The 16,899-nt window shown below is 64.2% G+C and carries 13 protein-coding genes; 2 read left to right on the top strand and 11 right to left on the bottom strand.

Annotated elements, in window-relative coordinates; all coding sequences use genetic code 11:
- Window positions 1-18: 18 nt before the first annotated feature.
- Complete coding sequence (locus tag L9B60_RS02820) at window positions 19-978, top strand: alpha/beta hydrolase (RefSeq protein ID WP_249676006.1); 960 nt, start codon at window positions 19-21, stop codon at window positions 976-978.
- A 39-nt stretch (window positions 979-1,017) separates the two neighbouring features.
- Here the strand turns inward: L9B60_RS02820 and L9B60_RS02815 are convergent, their stop codons facing one another.
- Genes L9B60_RS02815 through L9B60_RS02790 form a run of 6 tightly spaced genes read right to left on the bottom strand, consistent with a single transcriptional unit; the run spans window position 1,018 to window position 8,508 of the window.
- Window positions 1,018-2,670, bottom strand: a complete 1,653-nt coding sequence (locus L9B60_RS02815) for a cyclic peptide export ABC transporter (RefSeq protein WP_249676004.1) — start codon at window positions 2,668-2,670, stop codon at window positions 1,018-1,020.
- 21 nt (window positions 2,671-2,691) lie between these two features.
- The gene (locus tag L9B60_RS02810) at window positions 2,692-4,014 is read right to left on the bottom strand and encodes a lysine N(6)-hydroxylase/L-ornithine N(5)-oxygenase family protein (RefSeq protein ID WP_249676001.1); all 1,323 of its coding nucleotides are present in this window, start codon (window positions 4,012-4,014) and stop codon (window positions 2,692-2,694) included.
- Window positions 4,011-5,078 carry a GNAT family N-acetyltransferase gene (locus L9B60_RS02805; protein WP_249675999.1) on the bottom strand — a complete coding sequence of 356 codons (1,068 nt, stop codon included), beginning with the start codon at window positions 5,076-5,078 and terminating at the stop codon, window positions 4,011-4,013. The genes L9B60_RS02810 and L9B60_RS02805 overlap by 4 nt, the downstream gene beginning before the upstream one ends.
- A gap of 58 nt (window positions 5,079-5,136) precedes the next feature.
- Window positions 5,137-6,243 (bottom strand): pyoverdine biosynthesis transaminase PtaA, encoded by a 1,107-nt coding sequence (gene ptaA, locus L9B60_RS02800; RefSeq protein ID WP_249675997.1) that lies wholly within the window; start codon window positions 6,241-6,243, stop codon window positions 5,137-5,139.
- A 19-nt stretch (window positions 6,244-6,262) separates the two neighbouring features.
- Window positions 6,263-7,141, bottom strand: a complete 879-nt coding sequence (gene pvdO / locus L9B60_RS02795; protein WP_249675995.1) for a dihydropyoverdine dehydrogenase — start codon at window positions 7,139-7,141, stop codon at window positions 6,263-6,265.
- Window positions 7,138-8,508, bottom strand: coding sequence for a dipeptidase (locus L9B60_RS02790; RefSeq protein WP_249675993.1), 1,371 nt, complete (start codon window positions 8,506-8,508; stop codon window positions 7,138-7,140). The genes pvdO and L9B60_RS02790 overlap by 4 nt, the downstream gene beginning before the upstream one ends.
- 147 nt (window positions 8,509-8,655) lie before the next feature.
- On the opposite strand from L9B60_RS02790, the gene pvdP reads away from it, so the two are divergent.
- The gene (pvdP, locus tag L9B60_RS02785; RefSeq protein WP_249675992.1) at window positions 8,656-10,263 is read left to right on the top strand and encodes a pyoverdine maturation tyrosinase PvdP; all 1,608 of its coding nucleotides are present in this window, start codon (window positions 8,656-8,658) and stop codon (window positions 10,261-10,263) included.
- A gap of 43 nt (window positions 10,264-10,306) precedes the next feature.
- On the opposite strand, the gene L9B60_RS02780 is transcribed toward pvdP, so the two are convergent.
- The 5 genes from L9B60_RS02780 to L9B60_RS02760 all read right to left on the bottom strand — a co-directional run bounded on the left by L9B60_RS02780 (window position 10,307) and on the right by L9B60_RS02760 (window position 16,709).
- The gene (locus L9B60_RS02780; RefSeq protein ID WP_249675989.1) at window positions 10,307-10,861 is read right to left on the bottom strand and encodes a PA2404 family protein; all 555 of its coding nucleotides are present in this window, start codon (window positions 10,859-10,861) and stop codon (window positions 10,307-10,309) included.
- Entirely contained in the window at window positions 10,858-12,039 is a 1,182-nt protein-coding gene (locus tag L9B60_RS02775; protein WP_249675987.1) for a PepSY-associated TM helix domain-containing protein, read from the bottom strand. Before L9B60_RS02775 ends, L9B60_RS02780 begins: the two co-directional genes overlap by 4 nt.
- Window positions 12,040-12,138: 99 nt before the next feature.
- Entirely contained in the window at window positions 12,139-13,551 is a 1,413-nt protein-coding gene (locus tag L9B60_RS02770) for an efflux transporter outer membrane subunit (RefSeq protein ID WP_249675982.1), read from the bottom strand.
- A 2-nt stretch (window positions 13,552-13,553) separates the two neighbouring features.
- Window positions 13,554-15,521: a MacB family efflux pump subunit gene (locus L9B60_RS02765; RefSeq protein ID WP_249675980.1), complete on the bottom strand. Its 1,968-nt coding sequence runs from the start codon at window positions 15,519-15,521 to the stop codon at window positions 13,554-13,556.
- Window positions 15,522-16,709 carry an efflux RND transporter periplasmic adaptor subunit gene (locus tag L9B60_RS02760; protein ID WP_249675978.1) on the bottom strand — a complete coding sequence of 396 codons (1,188 nt, stop codon included), beginning with the start codon at window positions 16,707-16,709 and terminating at the stop codon, window positions 15,522-15,524.
- Window positions 16,710-16,899: the final 190 nt, after the last annotated feature.

Genomic DNA, 16,899 nt, shown 5'->3' with positions numbered 1-16,899 from the left:
TTTTCGGGGAAATTTGATATGTCGTTGCACCCTGATCTGGCTGCATTCCTGGAATTGGTCGAGTTTGGCCGAGCGACCGGGAAAATTTTGCCCATGCATGAACTGAGTGTCGAACAGGCCCGTCGGGAGTTCGAGCTCAGCGCTCAGGTACTGGATCCCGACCCTCCGCAGAACATCACGGTCACGCCGTTGCAGGTTCCGACCCGCGATGGTGCGCGGCTGCCGGCCAGGCTCTATCGCGCGCCCCGGAGTGCCCTGGAGGGCTGCCCGGTGATCCTCTATTTTCACGGTGGCGGTTACGTGGTGGGCAGCCTGGACTCCCATGACAGGGTGTGCCGCCGCCTGGCCCTGGCAACCGGCCATGCAGTGCTGGCGCCGGCCTATCGGCTGGCGCCCGAGTATCGCTTCCCAACGGCGTTGCACGACGCCCAGGACAGCGCCGATTACTTGATGGCGCAGGCCGGGGCCTTGGGCTTGGCCGCTGACCGCATCGTGCTGGCCGGGGACAGTGCCGGGGCCACCCTGGCGACTTTGCTGGCGCTAGCCGCCGCACAACCACACCCACCGTCTGCCTTCAAACCCGTGGCGCAGTTGTTGTTCTACCCGGTAGCGGACGCCTCGGTGCGTTACGGTTCGGCCCAGGCGTTTGGCGAGGGCTACCTGCTGGAGAGTGAAACCATGGATTGGTTCTACCGGCACTATCTGGAGCGCGAGGAGCAGAAGCACGATTGGCGGGTATCGCCACTGTTGTCCAAGCCGGCAGGGGCGTTGGCGCCCGCCTATGTCAGCGTGGCGCAGTACGACCCGCTGCACGATGAAGGCCTGGCCTATGCGCAATGTTTGCAGCGTGGCGGTACGGCGGTCGAGTTGCGGGTTGAGCAAGGCTTGACCCACGACTTTTTACGGATGTCCGGGGTGATCGACGGGGTCGATGGCTTGTATCGCGCGGTCGCCCAGTGGTTGCAGCGCCAAGTATGAAAGTAACGCCAGCAGCGCAAGGCTGCTGGCGCCTGGGGCTCAGGCCAGGCAGGGCTCGCTGACGAGCACCTGGCCGGCCTCCATGCGCACCAACTGGTCGGCGGCATCGAAGTAGCGGTCGTCATGGCTGATGACGATGATCGTCTTGCCCAGTTTTTTAAGCTCTGGCAGCAACTCGGTATAGAACACGCGCCGGAAGGTCGGGTCCTGGTCGGCTGCCCACTCATCGAACACCAACACCGGGCGTTCTTCCAGCCATGCATTGATCAGTGCCAGGCGCTTGCGTTGCCCGGTGGACAGGTCGGTGGTGGTGAACACGCCGTCGCGGATACTGACCTTGTGGGCTATCTCCAGGCGCTTGAGGTAGGTTTCGGCACTTTCGGGCACGTGTTGCGAACCCATGGCGGGGTCGTCGAACAGGTAGTAATCGGCGAAGATCGTGGTGAAGAGTTGGCGATAGTCATCCCGGTTCTGCGCATTGATGGCCTGGTCGTCGATGCGTATCTCGCCCTGTTGCGGTGCATACAGCCCTAGCAGCAGCTTGATCAGGGTGGTCTTGCCACAACCGTTCTCGCCGACGATGAATACGATGTCGCCCTGGTTGATCCGCAGGTTCACCGGGCCCAGTACAAATGGCGCACTGCCTTGCACGGGCGGGAACGCGTAGCGCACCTCGCGCAGCTCCAGGGCCTGCAGGGTCGTCAGTTGGCTCTTGCGGTCTTCGAGCAGCAGGTGTGGCTCGGGCGAGGAAAACTGTTCGGACAGCTCGGCGATCCGGCGGAAGGCGATCTGCGCGCGGCTGACGATAGGCAGCGTGCCCACCAGGTGTTCCAGCGGCCCTTTCATGTACAGCAGCACCAGCACGAAGCCACTCATCACCGAAGCGTCTGCGGCAGGCCACAGGGATTGCAACACCAAGGCCAGGCCTATCACCACAAAAAACAGCATGGAACCGAATGTCTTGGCGACGACGAAGGTGTTGATCGAGCGAATTTGGGTGTCGCGAATGCGGTCGGCGGTGCCTTGGATATGGCGGCTGAACATGCGCTGGCGACGTGGCCGGTGGATGCGCAGTTCCTTGGCGCCGCCGGCGATAGCGTTGTAGTGCTTTTGCAGTTCGTCCTCGGCCTCCCGTGCGGCCAGGAAACCCTTGATGCCCTTGGCCCGGGCGAGGTACTGGGCGCCGGTGCCCAGGGCGATGGCCACCAGCATCAGCAGGAACATCGGCCACGACAGCATGGCCAGGTAGCCCAGGCAACCCAGGGTTACGGTCAGCGAAATGGCCAGGGGCGCGAAGGCAAAGGCAAAGTCACTGATGGTATCCACGTCATGGGTCAGTACCGGGATCAGCCGATGGCTGCGGTAGCGTTCGATCTGCTCGATGGGCGCCGACAATACCTTTTCACCCAGCTCTTTGCGCAATGCCGCGATGATGTATTGGCCGACTCGGTTGGTGCCGATGTCGGACAGGATCGAGCTGGCCAACGCCACCACGCACAGCCCGGCAAACAGCCAGACCACGCCCTGGCCCAGGCCGGCCTGGGCGTGCAGCGAGCGATTGATGGTGGCCAGCAGGATGGTAATGCTCAAGCCACCGATCACGCCCAAAAGAATGGAGCTCATCACGGTGTACTTGAACGGGCGCAGCAGGACGAACAACTCCCGCAGCGCGCTTTTAGGTTGCTGTGACATGGTGCGTTCCTTGTTTCGGCATCAGGCGCTGGCGAGGGCGCAGACCTTGGTTTCACGGTGGCTGTCGGTGAGGTTCAAGGCCTGGTACAGCGTGCGGCCGATCTCTTCGCTGCGCATCGGCAGCACCGACAGCAGCGTGTCACTGAGCCCATGGGTGGCCTCGCAGAAGCCTTGCAGGAACACCGGCGCCTGCAGTTCGGCCGAGGCCAGGGCGCGGTAGTTACGGTCTACCTCCAGGCCCTGCAGGTAGGGTGCCAGCGGTGCCAGCAGGTTCTGGTGGCTGCGGCGCTCGTAGCCGGTGGCCAGGATGATCGCGTCGTAGCGGTGGGTCAGCTGCTGTTGGGTGGCCAGGTCGCGCAGGGTCAGTTCGATGCCGTGTTCGGTGGCCACGGCGGCCTCCACTTGCTGGCGACACAGCACGGCATGGCGCGGTTGGCGGGTGATCTTCTGGCGGTAGAGCATGCCGTAGATGCGTTCGATCAGGTTGGGGTCTACCACCGAGTAGTTGGTGTTGTGGTACTCGCGGATCAGTTTTTCGCGGTCTGCCGGCACCTGTTGGAACACGAGGTCGGTGTAGTCGGGGGCGAAGATTTCGTTGACGAAAGGGCTGTCGTCGGCAGGCTTGAGGGCAGAGCTGCGCAGGATCATCTCGACCTTGACCGACGGGAAAGTGTCGTTCAGGTCGATGAAGGCTTCGGCGGCGCTTTGCCCGGAGCCGATGATGGCGATGCGCATCGGCTTGCCTTGGGTGCAGGCCAGGGTTTTCATGGCGCTGAGGTAGCGCGAGTGGTGGAACACCCGGCCATCGCCCTTGAGCGCGGTGAAGATGTCGGGAATGCGTGGGGTGCCGCCGGTGCTGATCACCACCGAGCGGGTTCGCCGCACGCGCTCCTGGCCTTGCGGGCTGCGGGAAACCAGTTTTAGGTGGTGGATGGCGCCGTTGCTCAGCTCGGGCTCGATGCGCACGGCCTCTTCGCCATAGAACGCCTGGTCGGTAAACTGCCCGGCGACCCAGCCCAGGTAGTCGTTGTACTCCAGGCGCGAGGGGTAAAACGTGCCCAGGTTAATGAAGTCCACCAGGCGCCCGTGCTGTTTGAGGTAGTTGACGAAGCTGTAGGGGCTGGTGGGGTTGCGCAGCGACACCAGGTCCTTGAGGAAGGAGATCTGCAGTTCGCTTTGCGACGACAGCGTGTCGCCGTGCCAGCGGTAGTGCTCCTGCTTGTCCAGGAAGATTGCGTTCAGGGCCTTGCCGCTGTCTTGCGCAAGCTCTTGCAGGGCAATGGCCAGGGCAAGGTTGGAGGGGCCGAAACCCACGCCGATGACATCATGCAGATTCGTGTTCATGTCGCTGACTCCTGGAAAGTTGGGTTGCCCAAGGGCTGATAGAGGCGGTCGGAAAAAAAGCGTTCGCGCGTCAGCATCACCAGCAAGGCGCGCTTGTGTGGAAAGTCGAAGTGCTTGAGCTTGGCAAAGCCTGAACGGTCGAAGTTGGCGATCTGGCGCTGGTTGTCGTGGCGCGGTTCGCAGACGATGCGCTGGGTGCGGGCGTCGTCCAGGAACAGGTAATGGCACATCGAGGAGAACCAGGCGGTGTAGAAGGCCTGGCCACGGAACGCTTCTTCCCCGACCAGCAGGTGCAGGCCGCGGTCGTAGTCCTGGGCGTCGTAGAAAGGCGCGATGCGGTCTTCCTTGGCCCAGTACACCTCGAAGTAACCGAAGGCCTGGCCATCGAAACGACCGATCAGCGGCAGCACGTGGGGGGCGGCCAGCTGTTTTTGCAGGTAGGCGTTATGCTGCGCCAGGCTGCCTTGCTCTTCCCAGAAGTGCGCCACGCGGGGGGTATTCATCCAGCGGTTGAAGTGGGCCAGGTCACGGTCGGCGTCGGCCAGCTCGAACGTCAGGGTTTGCCCCACCCAAGGCACGAACCTTCGGTACACCACGCTCGATTGCGCGGCAGAGCGCGCGGGGTGGCGCTTGCCGTCGGTCACTTGGTACTGCTGTGCGGGCGGGGCAAAAGATGTTTTTGGCAACCACGGCTCGGGCGCCTGCCACAGTGCCTGGGCGGTGCAGCGGTAAAGCTGCGGGCCCGCCGGGTTGAGCAGGCCGCTGGCCACCAGGCTGGCCAGGGCTGGCGAAGGCTTGGCGCTGAAGGTGAGCGTCTGAAGGCCTGGGTAGTGGCTGAATGCACCCTCACAGGCGGCCAGCAGCGCGTGTTGCTCGGTGCAGGCCTCCACCGGGTGAATGGCTCCCAGCAGCGTGTCCGGTTGGCTGCCCGGCTGCAACGTCAGTTCCAGCAAGGCGTTGCCTGCTTCGGTCACTACAAGGGTGTGCGGCGTGAGCGATACCTGGAATTGGCGCTGGGGTGCGAGGCTGGCCAGGGCCGGTATCAGGCGGGTTCGATCATTCATCTCTGCCTTTCCGTGGTGCTGGGAATGTAGAGTTGAAACGAAGGAGGGACGCCGGGATTTAGCCGTGCATCACCTGCATGAATGCCTCCAGGAATGCCTGCATCTGCAAAGGCGTGCCCACGGTCACGCGCATCCAGTCGGGCCAGGCGTCGAACACGCGCCCCACCTGCACTTTGCGTTGCGCCAGGGCCTGTATGACCGGCTCGGCCGGGCGCCCCAAGGCCACCATGAAGCAGTTGGCCTGGGCGTCGGTGCAGCGGTAGCCAGCCTTGCGCAAGCGCTCGGTGGTGTCGTGCAGAATGCGCCGGTTGGTGGCTTTGCGCTCGGCCACAAGGTCTGCCTGCTCAAGGCTGGCGATGCCGCCCAGGGCTGCGGCCACCGAGACGAAGTTGTAGCCGTTGAGGCGTTGCAGGTCTTTGAGCAGGGCGGGTTTGGCGATGGCAAAGCCCAGCCGCGCGCCGGCCATGCCGTAGAGCTTGGAAAACGTGCGCAGCACCATTACGTCGTCGTGCCGCACCGCCAGGTCCAGGCAATGCGGGGCATCGCTGAAGTGAATGTAGGCTTCGTCGATGATCGCCAGGCACCCGCCAGGCTTGTGGGTAACCAGGTGTTCGATGTCGGCGCGTGGGGTCAGGGTGCCGGTCGGGTTGTTGGGGTTGCACAAGTACATCACCCCGGCCTGGGCGTCGGCCGCCAGCATGGCGCGTACGTCGTGGGCGTGATGCGCGTCGAGCGCTACCTCATGTACGGCGGCCCCCAGGGCGCCGGCACCGTTGGCCACCGAATCGTAGGTGGGGGCGGCGGTGACCACGCCGCGTTGGCCGGCATAGCGCGCCAGCCCGTATTGCAACGGTGATCGCGAGCCACAAAAAACCGCCACGTGGTCGCTGGGCACCTGGTTCTGCCGGGCAAATAGCTCGATCAGGCGCACCTGTTGTTCGTAGTAATAACGGCCACTTTGCCGGGCGCCCAGTTCCAGGGCCTTGACCGCCGAGGTAGTGGGGCCATAGGAGCTTTCGTTGTAGTCCAGGCGGATGATGTCATCGCCAAAGATGGGGTCTACGCCGTTAGGCGCGGCGGCCTGCGCGGCCCAGGCGGGTAGGGCGGGGGCGATGCCGGCCAGGGTGGCGGCGGTGACGAAGCTGCGTCGGCTGAAAGCGGTCATGGTGGTTCTCCGTGAGGGTTCAGTCCTTGTCGGTACCGTTGAGGTTGCGGGCCACGCGAAAGCTCAACCAATCGCCTCGCACGGCCGGTTCACGCTCGTTGCGGTTGCCGGAGCGCGAGAAAATCGCCGGCTCGATGTAGTCGTTGCCACGGATCTGCCGGTGGGTGCAGGTGCCGCCGGTGGTCCAGGCGCTGCCGTCGGTGGGCGCGCCCACGTAGTCGGTGTGCCAGCAGTCGGCCAGCCATTCGTAGACGTTGCCGTGCATGTCGTACACGCCAAAGGCGTTGGGCGGGAAGCTGCCCACTGGGGCGGTGTAGGTGTAGCCGTCCTTGGGGCCGTAGCCGTTGGCGTGCTGGGTGATCGAGTACTCGCCCTCTTTGTCGAAGGGGAACGGGAACGGCCCGGTGGAACCGGCGCGGGCGGCGTATTCACGTTCCGATTCGCTGAGCATGCGGTACGGCTGGCCGGTTTTTTTCGCCAGCCAGTCGATGTAGCCGTGCACCTCGTCCCAGTTCATGCACACCGCCGGTTGGCGCGGGCCTTGCGGGTAGCTGGGCTTGCCGTTCTGGCACTGGCGGCCGGGGCGCCGGTCGCCGTCGGGCAGCACCGTATGGGTTTGCTTGGCATAGCGCTGCCATTGCTCGGCGGTGATGTGGAAGCGGCTGATGGCGAAGGGGTGTTCGAAGGTTACGGTGTGCAGTGGGCCTTCGTCGTCCTGCTTGCCCACTTCGTCATCGGGCGTGCCCATCACGAAACTGCCGGCGGGCAGCACCACCATTTCCGGGCAGTCTTTCTTGCAGTCGCTGAACACTTTGCCGGGGGTGGTCGGGTCGGCGGCCAAGGCGTCGAATGACAGCGAGAGGTAGCCTAAGGCAAGCAGTGAGGTCAAGCGTTTCATGGTTGTCCTTTCGGGGTTTGGGAGGGGGCCGGCTTGGCGGCCTGTTGGGCGGCTTCCCACACGCGCAGGAAATTGCCGCCCCAGAGCTTGGCGATGTCTTCGTCGGAGTAGCCGCGCACCATCAGCTCAGCGGTGACGTTGCGGTTCTGGCCCACGTTCTGCCAGCCGATCAGGCCGCCGCCGTCGTTGAAGTCCGAGCTGATGCCGACGTGGTCGATGCCGATTTTTTTCACGGTGTAGTCGATGGAGTCGACGTAATCGGCCAGGGTGGCTTCGGGCTCTTCACGCAGGATGTCGTAGAAGGGGGTCAGGAATTCGCCGAATTTTTTCTCGGACCAGATTGAGAACACCGGGTCAGTGGTGGTGCCCATCTGGGTTTGGTTTTGCACGTCGGGCAGGTTGTAGCGGGCGCGCAGCGCGTTCATTTTCTCGATGGTGGGCCGTGAGAACGGCTTGAGGTATTTGGAGTAGGCGACGATGTTGACCAGGCCGTTGGTGGCCTTGATGTTGGCCAGATCCGCGTCGCTGAGGTTGCGGCGGATGTCCATCATGCCCTGCACGCCGGTGTGCGAGGCCATGACCGGAGCGCGGCTCAGGTGGGTGACTTGGGTCAGTGCCTGGCTGGACATTTGCGATACGTCGATCAGCACGCCCAGGTCGTTGAGTTTGGCCACGGCGCGGCGGCCAAGGTCCGAAAGGCCCCCCAGTGGGTCTACCGAGTCACCGAGGAAGGGCAACGGCCGGGCCGAGTCGACCCAACTGTTGTTGCCCACGTAGCCTGGGCCGAACACCCGCATGCCGCGTGCGGCCCACAGGTCGAGTTTGTCGACATCGTCGCCCAGGGGGGCGGCGTTGAGCATGCTGATCACGATGGCGAATTTGCCTTCGCTGGCCAGGCGGCGAAAGTCGGCGGGGGTGTAGGCGATGCCGGCCTGATCGGGGAAGTCCTTGGCGATGCTGGTGATGATGCGGTAACGCACTTCCAGTTCGTTGGCCATGGCCGCGTCGAAGCCGGCCGTGGGGCGGTGCGGCCAGTGAGGGCCGCTCCAGAATTCGGGCCACGACCAGATGGCAATCGATGCGCCCTTCAAGCGGCCTTTGCCGGCCTTGACCAGGTCGAATTGGGTAGGGCCGTCGCGGTTGGGTTCGCGGCCTTCGCTGCCATAGTTCAAGGGCACATCCAGGTGTGCATCCAAAGCCAGGATGCGCTCTTGCAGTGCGTTGGCACGTTGTTCGATATCGCGGCTGTAGGGGTGTGCTTCGCGGTACACCCAGTACCACCACGCCGTTGCGGCGACGATCAGTAGCAGAACCAGGAGGGCCAGTGCATATGGCCACTTGCGCGATAAAGGAGGCTGTTTCGTCATTGCGTTATTCGACCCGCTGTACGACGGCCCCATGCCGTTCGAACCTGTTGGGTGAAACGAGCTGGGTTCAAGAGAATTTACAAACGCTCTAAATCGCCCCCGCAACCGTTCGTTTTTGCAGCAGTAGTCACGTCATGAGTACAGTGGATGAAGGTGTCACGTCGAAAGATCCTGGGTGGCCTGGTGGCCGCAGGTGTAGCGTTGCCGACCGGGTATTACGCTTGGCAAAAATGGGAACAGGCACAGCAGGCGGAACTGAACAGCGATGAACCTGCGGTGCCGGTCGACGACCTGCCCAATGCCTTGCTGGGTGAGCGCCTGGTCGGGATCTGGGATTGGCGCCTGGTAGACGACCACCCGGCATTGGCTGAATTGGCCCGGCCACTGGAGTTACTGCTTGATGTGGGGCAGGGCGCACGCGCCGTGCGCGGCTACTTGGGCCTGCCACCCTATGCTGACAATGGCCTGCAGGTGTATGGGACGCTGGCGGCCGAGCATTTGCCCAACCTGCGCTGGAAGATGGTGGCGCCCAATGGGCAAGCTTACGATTGCGAAGCCGTGCTGGATGAGATCTGGGGCGTGTGGAGTGAGGGTGGCGGCGGGGCAACCCTCAGTGGTCGAGTCTGCGTGGCCGGTACCCAACCGGGCTACTCCGGGCCACAGGCGCGGTTTGTGGCCAGCCGTCGGCCGTTTGTTCAGGCGCGCGAGCGCCTGCCTTATGTCGCGGCTCTGCACGAGGACCTGATCTCGCCACAGCGGCGTTACTACCACCAGCTGTGGCATGCCACCCGCGACCGTTGGCACCGCATCGACGAGTCGCGCAAGCAGATGGTCAGGGCGTTGGGCTGGCAAGCCGGGCCCTTGGGAAACGAGCGCAATGCGCGAGGCCATGATCGCCACCGCAATGGCTCCGGCGAAGACTTTCTGTTCATGCACCGGCACATGCTGCACGGGGTGCGTAAAGTCCAGGACTTGCGCTCTTGGCCGTGCATGCCGGCACCACGGCCGTTTATTGGCCAGGGTGTGCAAGCCTTCGCCGACTATGTCGAAAACCGCAGCGGCTATAGCGTGCCGCCCAGTTGGCAGGTGAGTGGTGATGCCAGCTTTAGCCAATGGCTGTACTACGTCAAAAGTAACGCGGGCCTGTACGCCAACTTCCAGTTATGGGAAGCCCAACTGCACGACCCGCAATACCTCAGCACCTTGTGCCTGGGTGAGCTGGGCTCGCGTATTGAACTGGGCATCCACGACTGGCTGCACATGCGCTGGGCGGCCTTGGCGCGTGACCCGGATTCGGGGTACCCCATGCTGTACGCGCGGCGCAATTACGATTTTGCCGAGCGCTGGTTTGGCGAAGGCAATGACTTTCTCGGTGACCCGTTTTCGTCCCACGTGAACCCGGTGTTCTGGGCGTTTCATGGCTGGATCGACGACCGTCTCAACGACTGGTACCTGGCCCACCAGCAGGCGCACCCCGGTGAAGTGAAGCCGCGCATGGTCAATGGCATTCCCTGGTTTGCGCCGGGGCGTTGGGTGTGCGTGGCCGAGCCGTGGCTGGGGCCTTCGCGCGAAGGTTGCGGCGCGTGGGGGCTGGGCAATGGCGGGGGCGGCAAGCTCGACATCGAGACGATGAAGCTGGCGTTGCAGGTGATTTTCAGCCCCGAGCAGGAAGCCGACAAACTGGCCGGCCGGGTACCGCGCAGGCCCTGGTATGGCCGGCACCTGGCGGCAGGTCCGCGGCGCGATGGCTTGTAGGCGCTGCGGTCTGCCTGATGAACGGCGTCGGCATTTTCGCGGATCAATCCGCTCCTACAGATGTGCGCGGCATCATCCGCTCCAGCCATGCGGCGGTGGCCGGCGCGGCCTGGCGCAAGGGCAGGTGGGCCGAATGCACGCTGCCATCCCAGCCTTCCATGGTGATCCACAAGTCGTCATCGGCCTTGGCGGTGTCCGGGATCGGCACTTCGGCCGTTTGGCCATAAGGCGAGCCTGCCAGGGCAACTCCGGCGTCCAACAGGCTAGCGGGCTCGCCCACGCGCAGGAACGTGGCCTTGATCGGCTCGATACACGCGCTGCACAGTGCTGCCTTGAAGGTGGTCAGGTAGCCCTCGTCACCTTCGAACTCCGGCGGCAAGTTGCGAAAGTCTGCCAGGGTCAGTGACCAGGGCCCTACCTGCACCTCACCGACCAGGTGTTTGCCCAAGCCGCTTTCGCCACGGAAAAACGCCACGTCCTTGAAGTACTGCGGCATGAAGCCCAGTGGCACCAGTATCAGCAAGGCGTTCAGGTGGAACCGCCACTTCAGCCAGGCGCGGCGCAGGGGCGAGGGGGGGGCTGCGTGGGTCTGGCTCATGGCTGGGCCTGCTCGGTAGTGGCTAGGTGGGCCAGGGCGGCCTTGGGTTTGCGCTTGAGGGCGGCGACGGAGGCCATGGCCGTGCGTTTGGTCCAGATCAGCAGGCCGCTGAACACCATCAGGGTGAGTACCAGGCCGAAGAAGAACCAGATCAACTTGATCCAGAGGCCACCGAAGTCGCCGGTGTGCAACGGGCGCATTGATTCGGTGACCAGGTCCAGTGTCGGCAAGTCGCCGATCAGTTCGGTGGCCATCACTTGGCCGGTGTAGGGGTTCATCTCGGCGGTCTGGAAGATCAGCGGGTAGCCGCTGCGGCCGCCCACGGTGAGCACGTCGTAAGCGTTGCCGGGCAGGTCGATGAAGGTGGCTTCAAGGGTCGGTACGCGCGTTTTCATCGCCTGGATGGCCTGCTCGATGGGCACGCGCTGCACGGCATCGGCGGGCAGACCGTGGGGCACGGCGTCACGGGCGAGGATCGTCGGCTCGTGGTGGGCGGAGATTTCGATATGGTTGTCATGCAGCACCGCCTCGATCAAAAACCAGGTGCCGGTGATCGAGATGACTGCGATGAACCAGATCGACCAGACCCCGCTGAGCCGGTGCAGGTCGCCCCAGAAGATTCGTGCGCCATGGCGCAGCCGCGGCGCCTTGAAAAAGCCCTTCCAGAAGCGCTTGTACACCACCAGCCCCGTGACCAATGACGCCAGCATCGGCAACCCGAGGAAGGACACCAGGTACCAGCCCCAGGAGTAGCCATTGGTAAAGGGGATCAGCCACCAGCCATGCAATGCGCGGGTGAACTGGCGGAAGTCGAACGTCGCGCTTTGGCCCTGGATGTGGCCGGTGTAGGGGTTCACGTACAGGCGCGTGGTGCTGCCATCGGGCTTGCCGATGTTGACGTTGAGGGCGAAGTGGTCTTCATCCGGGCGGCTGACCGAGCGGATGTACACGTCGGGGCGTTGCTGGCGAACGGTGGCCAGCACCTCGTCAAAGTCCAGCAGCCGGGCATCGGCCGAGGGTTTGCTGGCGCGCACTTCCGGTTGCGCCAGCCAGATGATTTCCTGGCTGACCACCGCCAGGGTGCCGGTGAAGCACACGATCAGCACGAACACCCAAATGGGCAGGGCGAGCCAGCTGTGGACCAGGAACCAGAGCTTGGCGCGGGATTTTTTAGACATGAGCGCATACTTTCAAAAGTGGATTGGCCTCACGGCACCTACTCTTTGAAAGACGAACCAGAAGCCAAAAACCCGCAAACCACTTTGAAAGCAGATGTTTCAGCGCTGGCTGATGACCGCTCCCGGGGTGTTCCAGCCGCCGCCCAAGGCTTTGTACAAGGCCACGCTGGCCTGCAGGCGCTCTTTGCGCAGTTGCACCCGCTCGGCCTGTGCGGTGAATAAACTGCGTTGGGCTTCCAGCACGCTGAGCAGGTCTTCGGCACCTGCCCGGTAGCGGCTCTCGGCCAGGTCGAAAGCACGCTGCGCCTGAGCCAGTTCTTCGCTTTGCCAACGGGCCTGGCGGTCAAGACCGTCGACGCTGTTCAAGGCTTTTTCCACTTCGCTGAAACTGGTGAGCAAAATGCCCCGGTAATTTTCCAGTAGCTCGTCCTGGCGGGCGATGGCTTTGTCACGCCCGGCGCGCAGCGAGCCGTTGTTGAAGATGGGCGCGGTCAACCCGGCGCCGAGGTTCAAGACCGGGTTGCGCAGCAGGTCGACGGCTTGCGAGTCGCCGGTGGCCAGGCTTGCGGTCAGGCTCAGTTTAGGGAACAGCGCGGCGCGGGCCACGCTGACGTCGGCTTGGGCCGCAGCCAGGCGTGCCTCGGCGCCGGCGATGTCGGGGCGGCGGGTGAGCAGTTGGCTGGGGATGCCGGCGTCGATGCGCGGGCCGGCCAATTGGTCGAAGGGCTGATCGGCCAACGTGAGGTTTTGCACCGGCTGGCCCAGCAGGGTGGCCAGGGTGATCCGCGCATCCCGGGCCTGTTGCTGGAACAACGGCACCTGGCGTTGCTGGCCGGCCACCAGGCTTTGTTGTTGGGCCAGCTCCAGGGCGGTGGCCGAGCCTGCCTGGTAGCGGCTGCGCACCACGCCGAGGATCTTGTCGGCGTTGGCCAGGTTGAGTTCGGCGATGCGTGCCTGTTCACTGGCGGCCAGGGCGCCCAGGTAGCTGTCGGCCACACTGCCCAACAGGCTCAGCTCCAGGGTGTCGCGATCTAGGCTGGTGGCTTGCAGGCTGTAGCGCGCACTGTCGCGGGCGGCGGCATTGCCACCCCAGAAGTCCACTTCGTAGCTGGCGGTCAGGGCCGTGTCGAAGTAATGGTAGGTGCGCTGGCTGCTGGAGGTGTCCTGCTCGCTGTAGCCTTGGCCCCGGAGCAGGCGCTGGCGATAGGCGTCGGCGCTGGCGTTGAGGCTGGGCAGCAGGCTGGCACCGGCGATGCGCACGTCGGCCCGGGCCTGGCGCACCCGGGCCATGGCGGCCTTGAGGTCGTAGCTGCCCAGGCGCGCCTGTTCGATCAGGCGTGCCAGTTGCGGGCTGTTGAAGCTGTTCCACCATTGAACGTACTGGGCGCTACCGGTGGCAGGGGTTTGCCAGGCAGCCGGCGGCACGATGTCGCTGCCCAGCGGGACAGGGGTGTGGCTGCAGGCGCCGAGCAGTGCCAGCAGCGGGATGAGGGCATAGGGTGCTTTAGTCATGATTATTCACTGGTTAGCGCGGCGACGGGGTCGAGGGCTGCGGCCTTGCGGGCCGGCATGAAACCGAAGATCACCCCGGTGGCGACCGAGCAGGCAAAGGCGCCGACAATCGCCAGGGCTGAAAACGCCACGGCGACCTTGGCCAGGTTCAGCGCAACGCCAATCAACAGCGCCAGGCCCACGCCCATCAGGCCGCCGACCAGCGACAGCACCACCGCTTCGGTGAGGAACTGGCGCAAAATGTCGCGCTGGCGCGCCCCGGTGGCGATCCGGATGCCGATCTCGCGGGTGCGTTCGCGGACGGTCATCAGCATCACGTTCATCACCCCAATGCCGCCCACCAGCAGAGAGATGGCGGCGATGGCGCCGAGCATCAACGACAGCCCGTTACGGGTGTGCGCCTCGGCCTGGATCATCGCCGCGCTGTTATCGATCTCGAAGTCATGCACGCCGTTGTGCAGTTGCAGCATCAGGTTGCGGATCGCCTGTTCGGCCTCATGCACCAGGGTGCTGTCGGCGGCGCCGATAATCACATACTCCGGGAATTCGGTACCAGACAGGCGAATGCGTGCCGCCGAATAAGGGATGGCGATGCGCAGGTCGTTTTTCTGGTTGGCGCCGCTGGAGCCTTTGCTGGCCAGCACGCCGATGACCTGGAAGGGCACGTTTTCTACCAGGATGTATTGGCCGATGGGGTCTTGGCCGTCGGCAAACAGTTTTTTACGTACCTCTGAGCCGATCACGGCAACGGCCGCGCCGGTGGCCATGTCGGTGTCATTGAAAAAACTGCCCTCGGTGACGGGCCAGTTCAGCAACGTCGGGAACACCGGGCTGTAGCCACCGATGGTGGAGGCCATGTCGCGGTTGCCGTAGCGCACCTGGGCCTTGAGGGTAATGGCGGCCATGATGGTCTTGACCTGCGGCAGTTGCGCCAAGGCCTGCACTTCACTGAGGCGGATATCGCCCGGCGGCGCCCTGGGGCTGGGGGGCGCGCCGTTGAGGTAGATGATATTGGAGCCGAAGGCGCCCATCTGGGCCATCACTTGGCGCTTGCTGCCTTCGCCCACGGCCAGCATCACCACCACCGAGGCCACGCCGATAATGATCCCCAGCAGCGTCAGGCCGGTGCGCATGCGGTTGGCCCACATCACCCGCCAGGCCGCTTGCAGCGCATCACGGGTTTCGCCCAGCCAAGGACTGTGTTCCTGATTAGCCAGGCCCAGGCGCTGGCGCAGTTCGTCGGCGTGCAAGGCGCCCGGGCGGGGCGCCGGCGCTGGTTGGCCGGCGGCGCTGTCGCTGATCACCTCGCCATCGCGCACCTCGATAATGCGCTGGGCGCGCGCCGCCACGTCGCGATCGTGGGTGATCAAGATCACCACGTGCCCTTGCTGGGCTAACTCGTCGAGCAGGCTCATCACCTCGGTGCCGCTGTGGCTGTCCAGGGCGCCAGTGGGCTCGTCGGCCAGGATGATATGGCCGCCGTTCATCAGCGCACGGGCGATGGAGACGCGTTGCTGCTGGCCGCCGGAAAGCTGGCGGGGCCGGTTGCCGGTCCGTTCGCCCAGGCCCAGGCGTTGCAGCAGGGCGCGGGCGCGTTCAGCCCGGGCCGAAGCTTGGGTGCCGGCGTAGATGGCCGGCATCTCCACGTTCTCCTGGGCCGAGGCCGAGGGGATCAAGTGGTAGCCCTGGAACACGAAGCCGAACGCTTCGCGGCGCAACCAGGCCAATTCGTCATCGTTGAGCTCGGCGACATCCAAGCCGGCGAAGCGGTAATACCCGGCGCTGGGGCGGTCCAGGCAGCCGAGGATGTTCATCAGGGTCGACTTGCCGGAGCCTGAGGCACCGACGATGGCGATGAACTCACCGGCATGGATGGCCAGGTCGATGCCGCGCAATACATCGACCTGCGGGCTATCGCCGCCACCGTAGGATTTGCGGATGCCGCACAGTTCAATCAGGGGCGTATTCATTCAACCCCCGTTGCCGGCAGGGCTGATCAGCAACTTGTCGCCTTCGCGCAGCCCTTCCAGAATCTGGGTGCGCAGGCGATCGCTAAGCCCCGTGCGCACCTGGCGTTGCTGCACCTCACCATTGTCGGCCAGTACCCGGGCCGTTTGCTGGCCGTCTGCATTGGCCTGGCCTTGCAGCGCAGCGATGGGGGCGGTGAGGACGTCGTGGGCACTGCCGGCCACGAAAAACACTTGGGCGGTCATGTCGGCCATCAAAGCATTGTCATCGTTGTCCACGTCCAGCAATACCGTGTACAGCACCACGCGGCCGGTGCCGCTGCCCCCGCTACCGCTACCGCCGGCGGCAACCGGGCTGCCACCGCCCTGGCTGATCTGGTCCAGGGGCTTGGGCGGGATGGGCAGGATCTGCCGCACGGTGCTGGTCCAACGCCTGCCGCCGCCGCTCAATGTGGTGAAGTAGGCCTGCATGTCGGCCTTGACCTGGCCGATGTCGGCTTCCGATACCTCGGCCCACACGGTCATCGGCGACAGTTTGGCGATGCGCAGGATCAGCGGCGTGCGTTGCTGGGCGTTGAGGGTCTGGCCCTGGCGGGCGTCCACCGCAACCACCGTGCCGCTGATGGGCGCGTATATACGCGTGTAGCCCAGTTCAGCTTCGGCGCTGCGCAGGCTGGCCTGGGCCTGGAGGATCTGCGCCTGGTACATGTCGATGCGCGCCTGGGTGGTCTGTACCTTGGCCTGGGCGGTTTGCACGTCTTCTTCACGGGTGGCACCGTCGACCGCCATGCGCTGCTGGCGGCGCAGTTGCTGTTGGGCCAGCAGGTGTTCGGCGCGCTGCTCCTTGACCTGGGCCTTGAGCGTCTCGATGGCGTAGCGTTCGGCGTCCAGTTGCGCCTGTTGGGTGGAAGGGTCGATCTCCACTAACAGCTGGCCTTGCTTGACGGTGTCGCCCACCTCCACGTGCAACGTGCGGATTTGCCCCGAGGCCTGGGCGCCAACGTCCACGTACTGGCGCGGTTGCAGGGTGCCGAGCGCGGTGACGCTGGACTCAATGGTGCCGCGCGTCACCCGCACGAAGGGTTGTTGGCTGGCGTCGGTGGGCATCAATTGCCAGGCAGCCCATGCGGCCACGGGTAACAGGCACAACACAATGGTTACAGCACGGCGGGTAAGGCTTCTAGAAGTCATGCAGGGTTCCGGCCAGTAAGGGGGCCGCTGCCAACAGGCGACAGCGTGGGAAACTGCCGATAAGACGAGGGGCAAGTGGCGGAATTTAGGGGCGCGACGCAGCGCATTGCCAGCGAATATGTAACCGTCTATTTAAAGTTTATGAGAATTATTATAATTTAGCGCCGCGTCAGTGCTATTAATTGGCCTG

The sequence above is a fragment of the Pseudomonas abieticivorans genome (assembly GCF_023509015.1).
Classification (GTDB): Bacteria; Pseudomonadota; Gammaproteobacteria; order Pseudomonadales; family Pseudomonadaceae; genus Aquipseudomonas; species Aquipseudomonas abieticivorans.
Note: the sequence above shows the minus strand (reverse complement) of the source record. Positions and strands in the feature narration are given on the sequence as shown.

What these genes read in the sequence shown, in the direction of transcription:
- L9B60_RS02820 (WP_249676006.1), top strand. Translation starts at nt 19, where the DNA reads ATGTCGTTGCACCCTGATCTGGCTGCATTCCTGGAATTGGTCGAGTTT.
- L9B60_RS02790 (WP_249675993.1), bottom strand. Translation starts at nt 8,508, where the DNA reads ATGACGAAACAGCCTCCTTTATCGCGCAAGTGGCCATATGCACTGGCC.
- pvdP (WP_249675992.1), top strand. Translation starts at nt 8,656, where the DNA reads ATGAAGGTGTCACGTCGAAAGATCCTGGGTGGCCTGGTGGCCGCAGGT.
- pvdO (WP_249675995.1), bottom strand. Translation starts at nt 7,141, where the DNA reads ATGAAACGCTTGACCTCACTGCTTGCCTTAGGCTACCTCTCGCTGTCA.
- L9B60_RS02770 (WP_249675982.1), bottom strand. Translation starts at nt 13,551, where the DNA reads ATGACTAAAGCACCCTATGCCCTCATCCCGCTGCTGGCACTGCTCGGC.
- L9B60_RS02760 (WP_249675978.1), bottom strand. Translation starts at nt 16,709, where the DNA reads ATGACTTCTAGAAGCCTTACCCGCCGTGCTGTAACCATTGTGTTGTGC.
- L9B60_RS02775 (WP_249675987.1), bottom strand. Translation starts at nt 12,039, where the DNA reads ATGTCTAAAAAATCCCGCGCCAAGCTCTGGTTCCTGGTCCACAGCTGG.
- L9B60_RS02805 (WP_249675999.1), bottom strand. Translation starts at nt 5,078, where the DNA reads ATGAATGATCGAACCCGCCTGATACCGGCCCTGGCCAGCCTCGCACCC.
- ptaA (WP_249675997.1), bottom strand. Translation starts at nt 6,243, where the DNA reads ATGACCGCTTTCAGCCGACGCAGCTTCGTCACCGCCGCCACCCTGGCC.
- L9B60_RS02815 (WP_249676004.1), bottom strand. Translation starts at nt 2,670, where the DNA reads ATGTCACAGCAACCTAAAAGCGCGCTGCGGGAGTTGTTCGTCCTGCTG.
- L9B60_RS02765 (WP_249675980.1), bottom strand. Translation starts at nt 15,521, where the DNA reads ATGAATACGCCCCTGATTGAACTGTGCGGCATCCGCAAATCCTACGGT.
- L9B60_RS02780 (WP_249675989.1), bottom strand. Translation starts at nt 10,861, where the DNA reads ATGAGCCAGACCCACGCAGCCCCCCCCTCGCCCCTGCGCCGCGCCTGG.
- L9B60_RS02810 (WP_249676001.1), bottom strand. Translation starts at nt 4,014, where the DNA reads ATGAACACGAATCTGCATGATGTCATCGGCGTGGGTTTCGGCCCCTCC.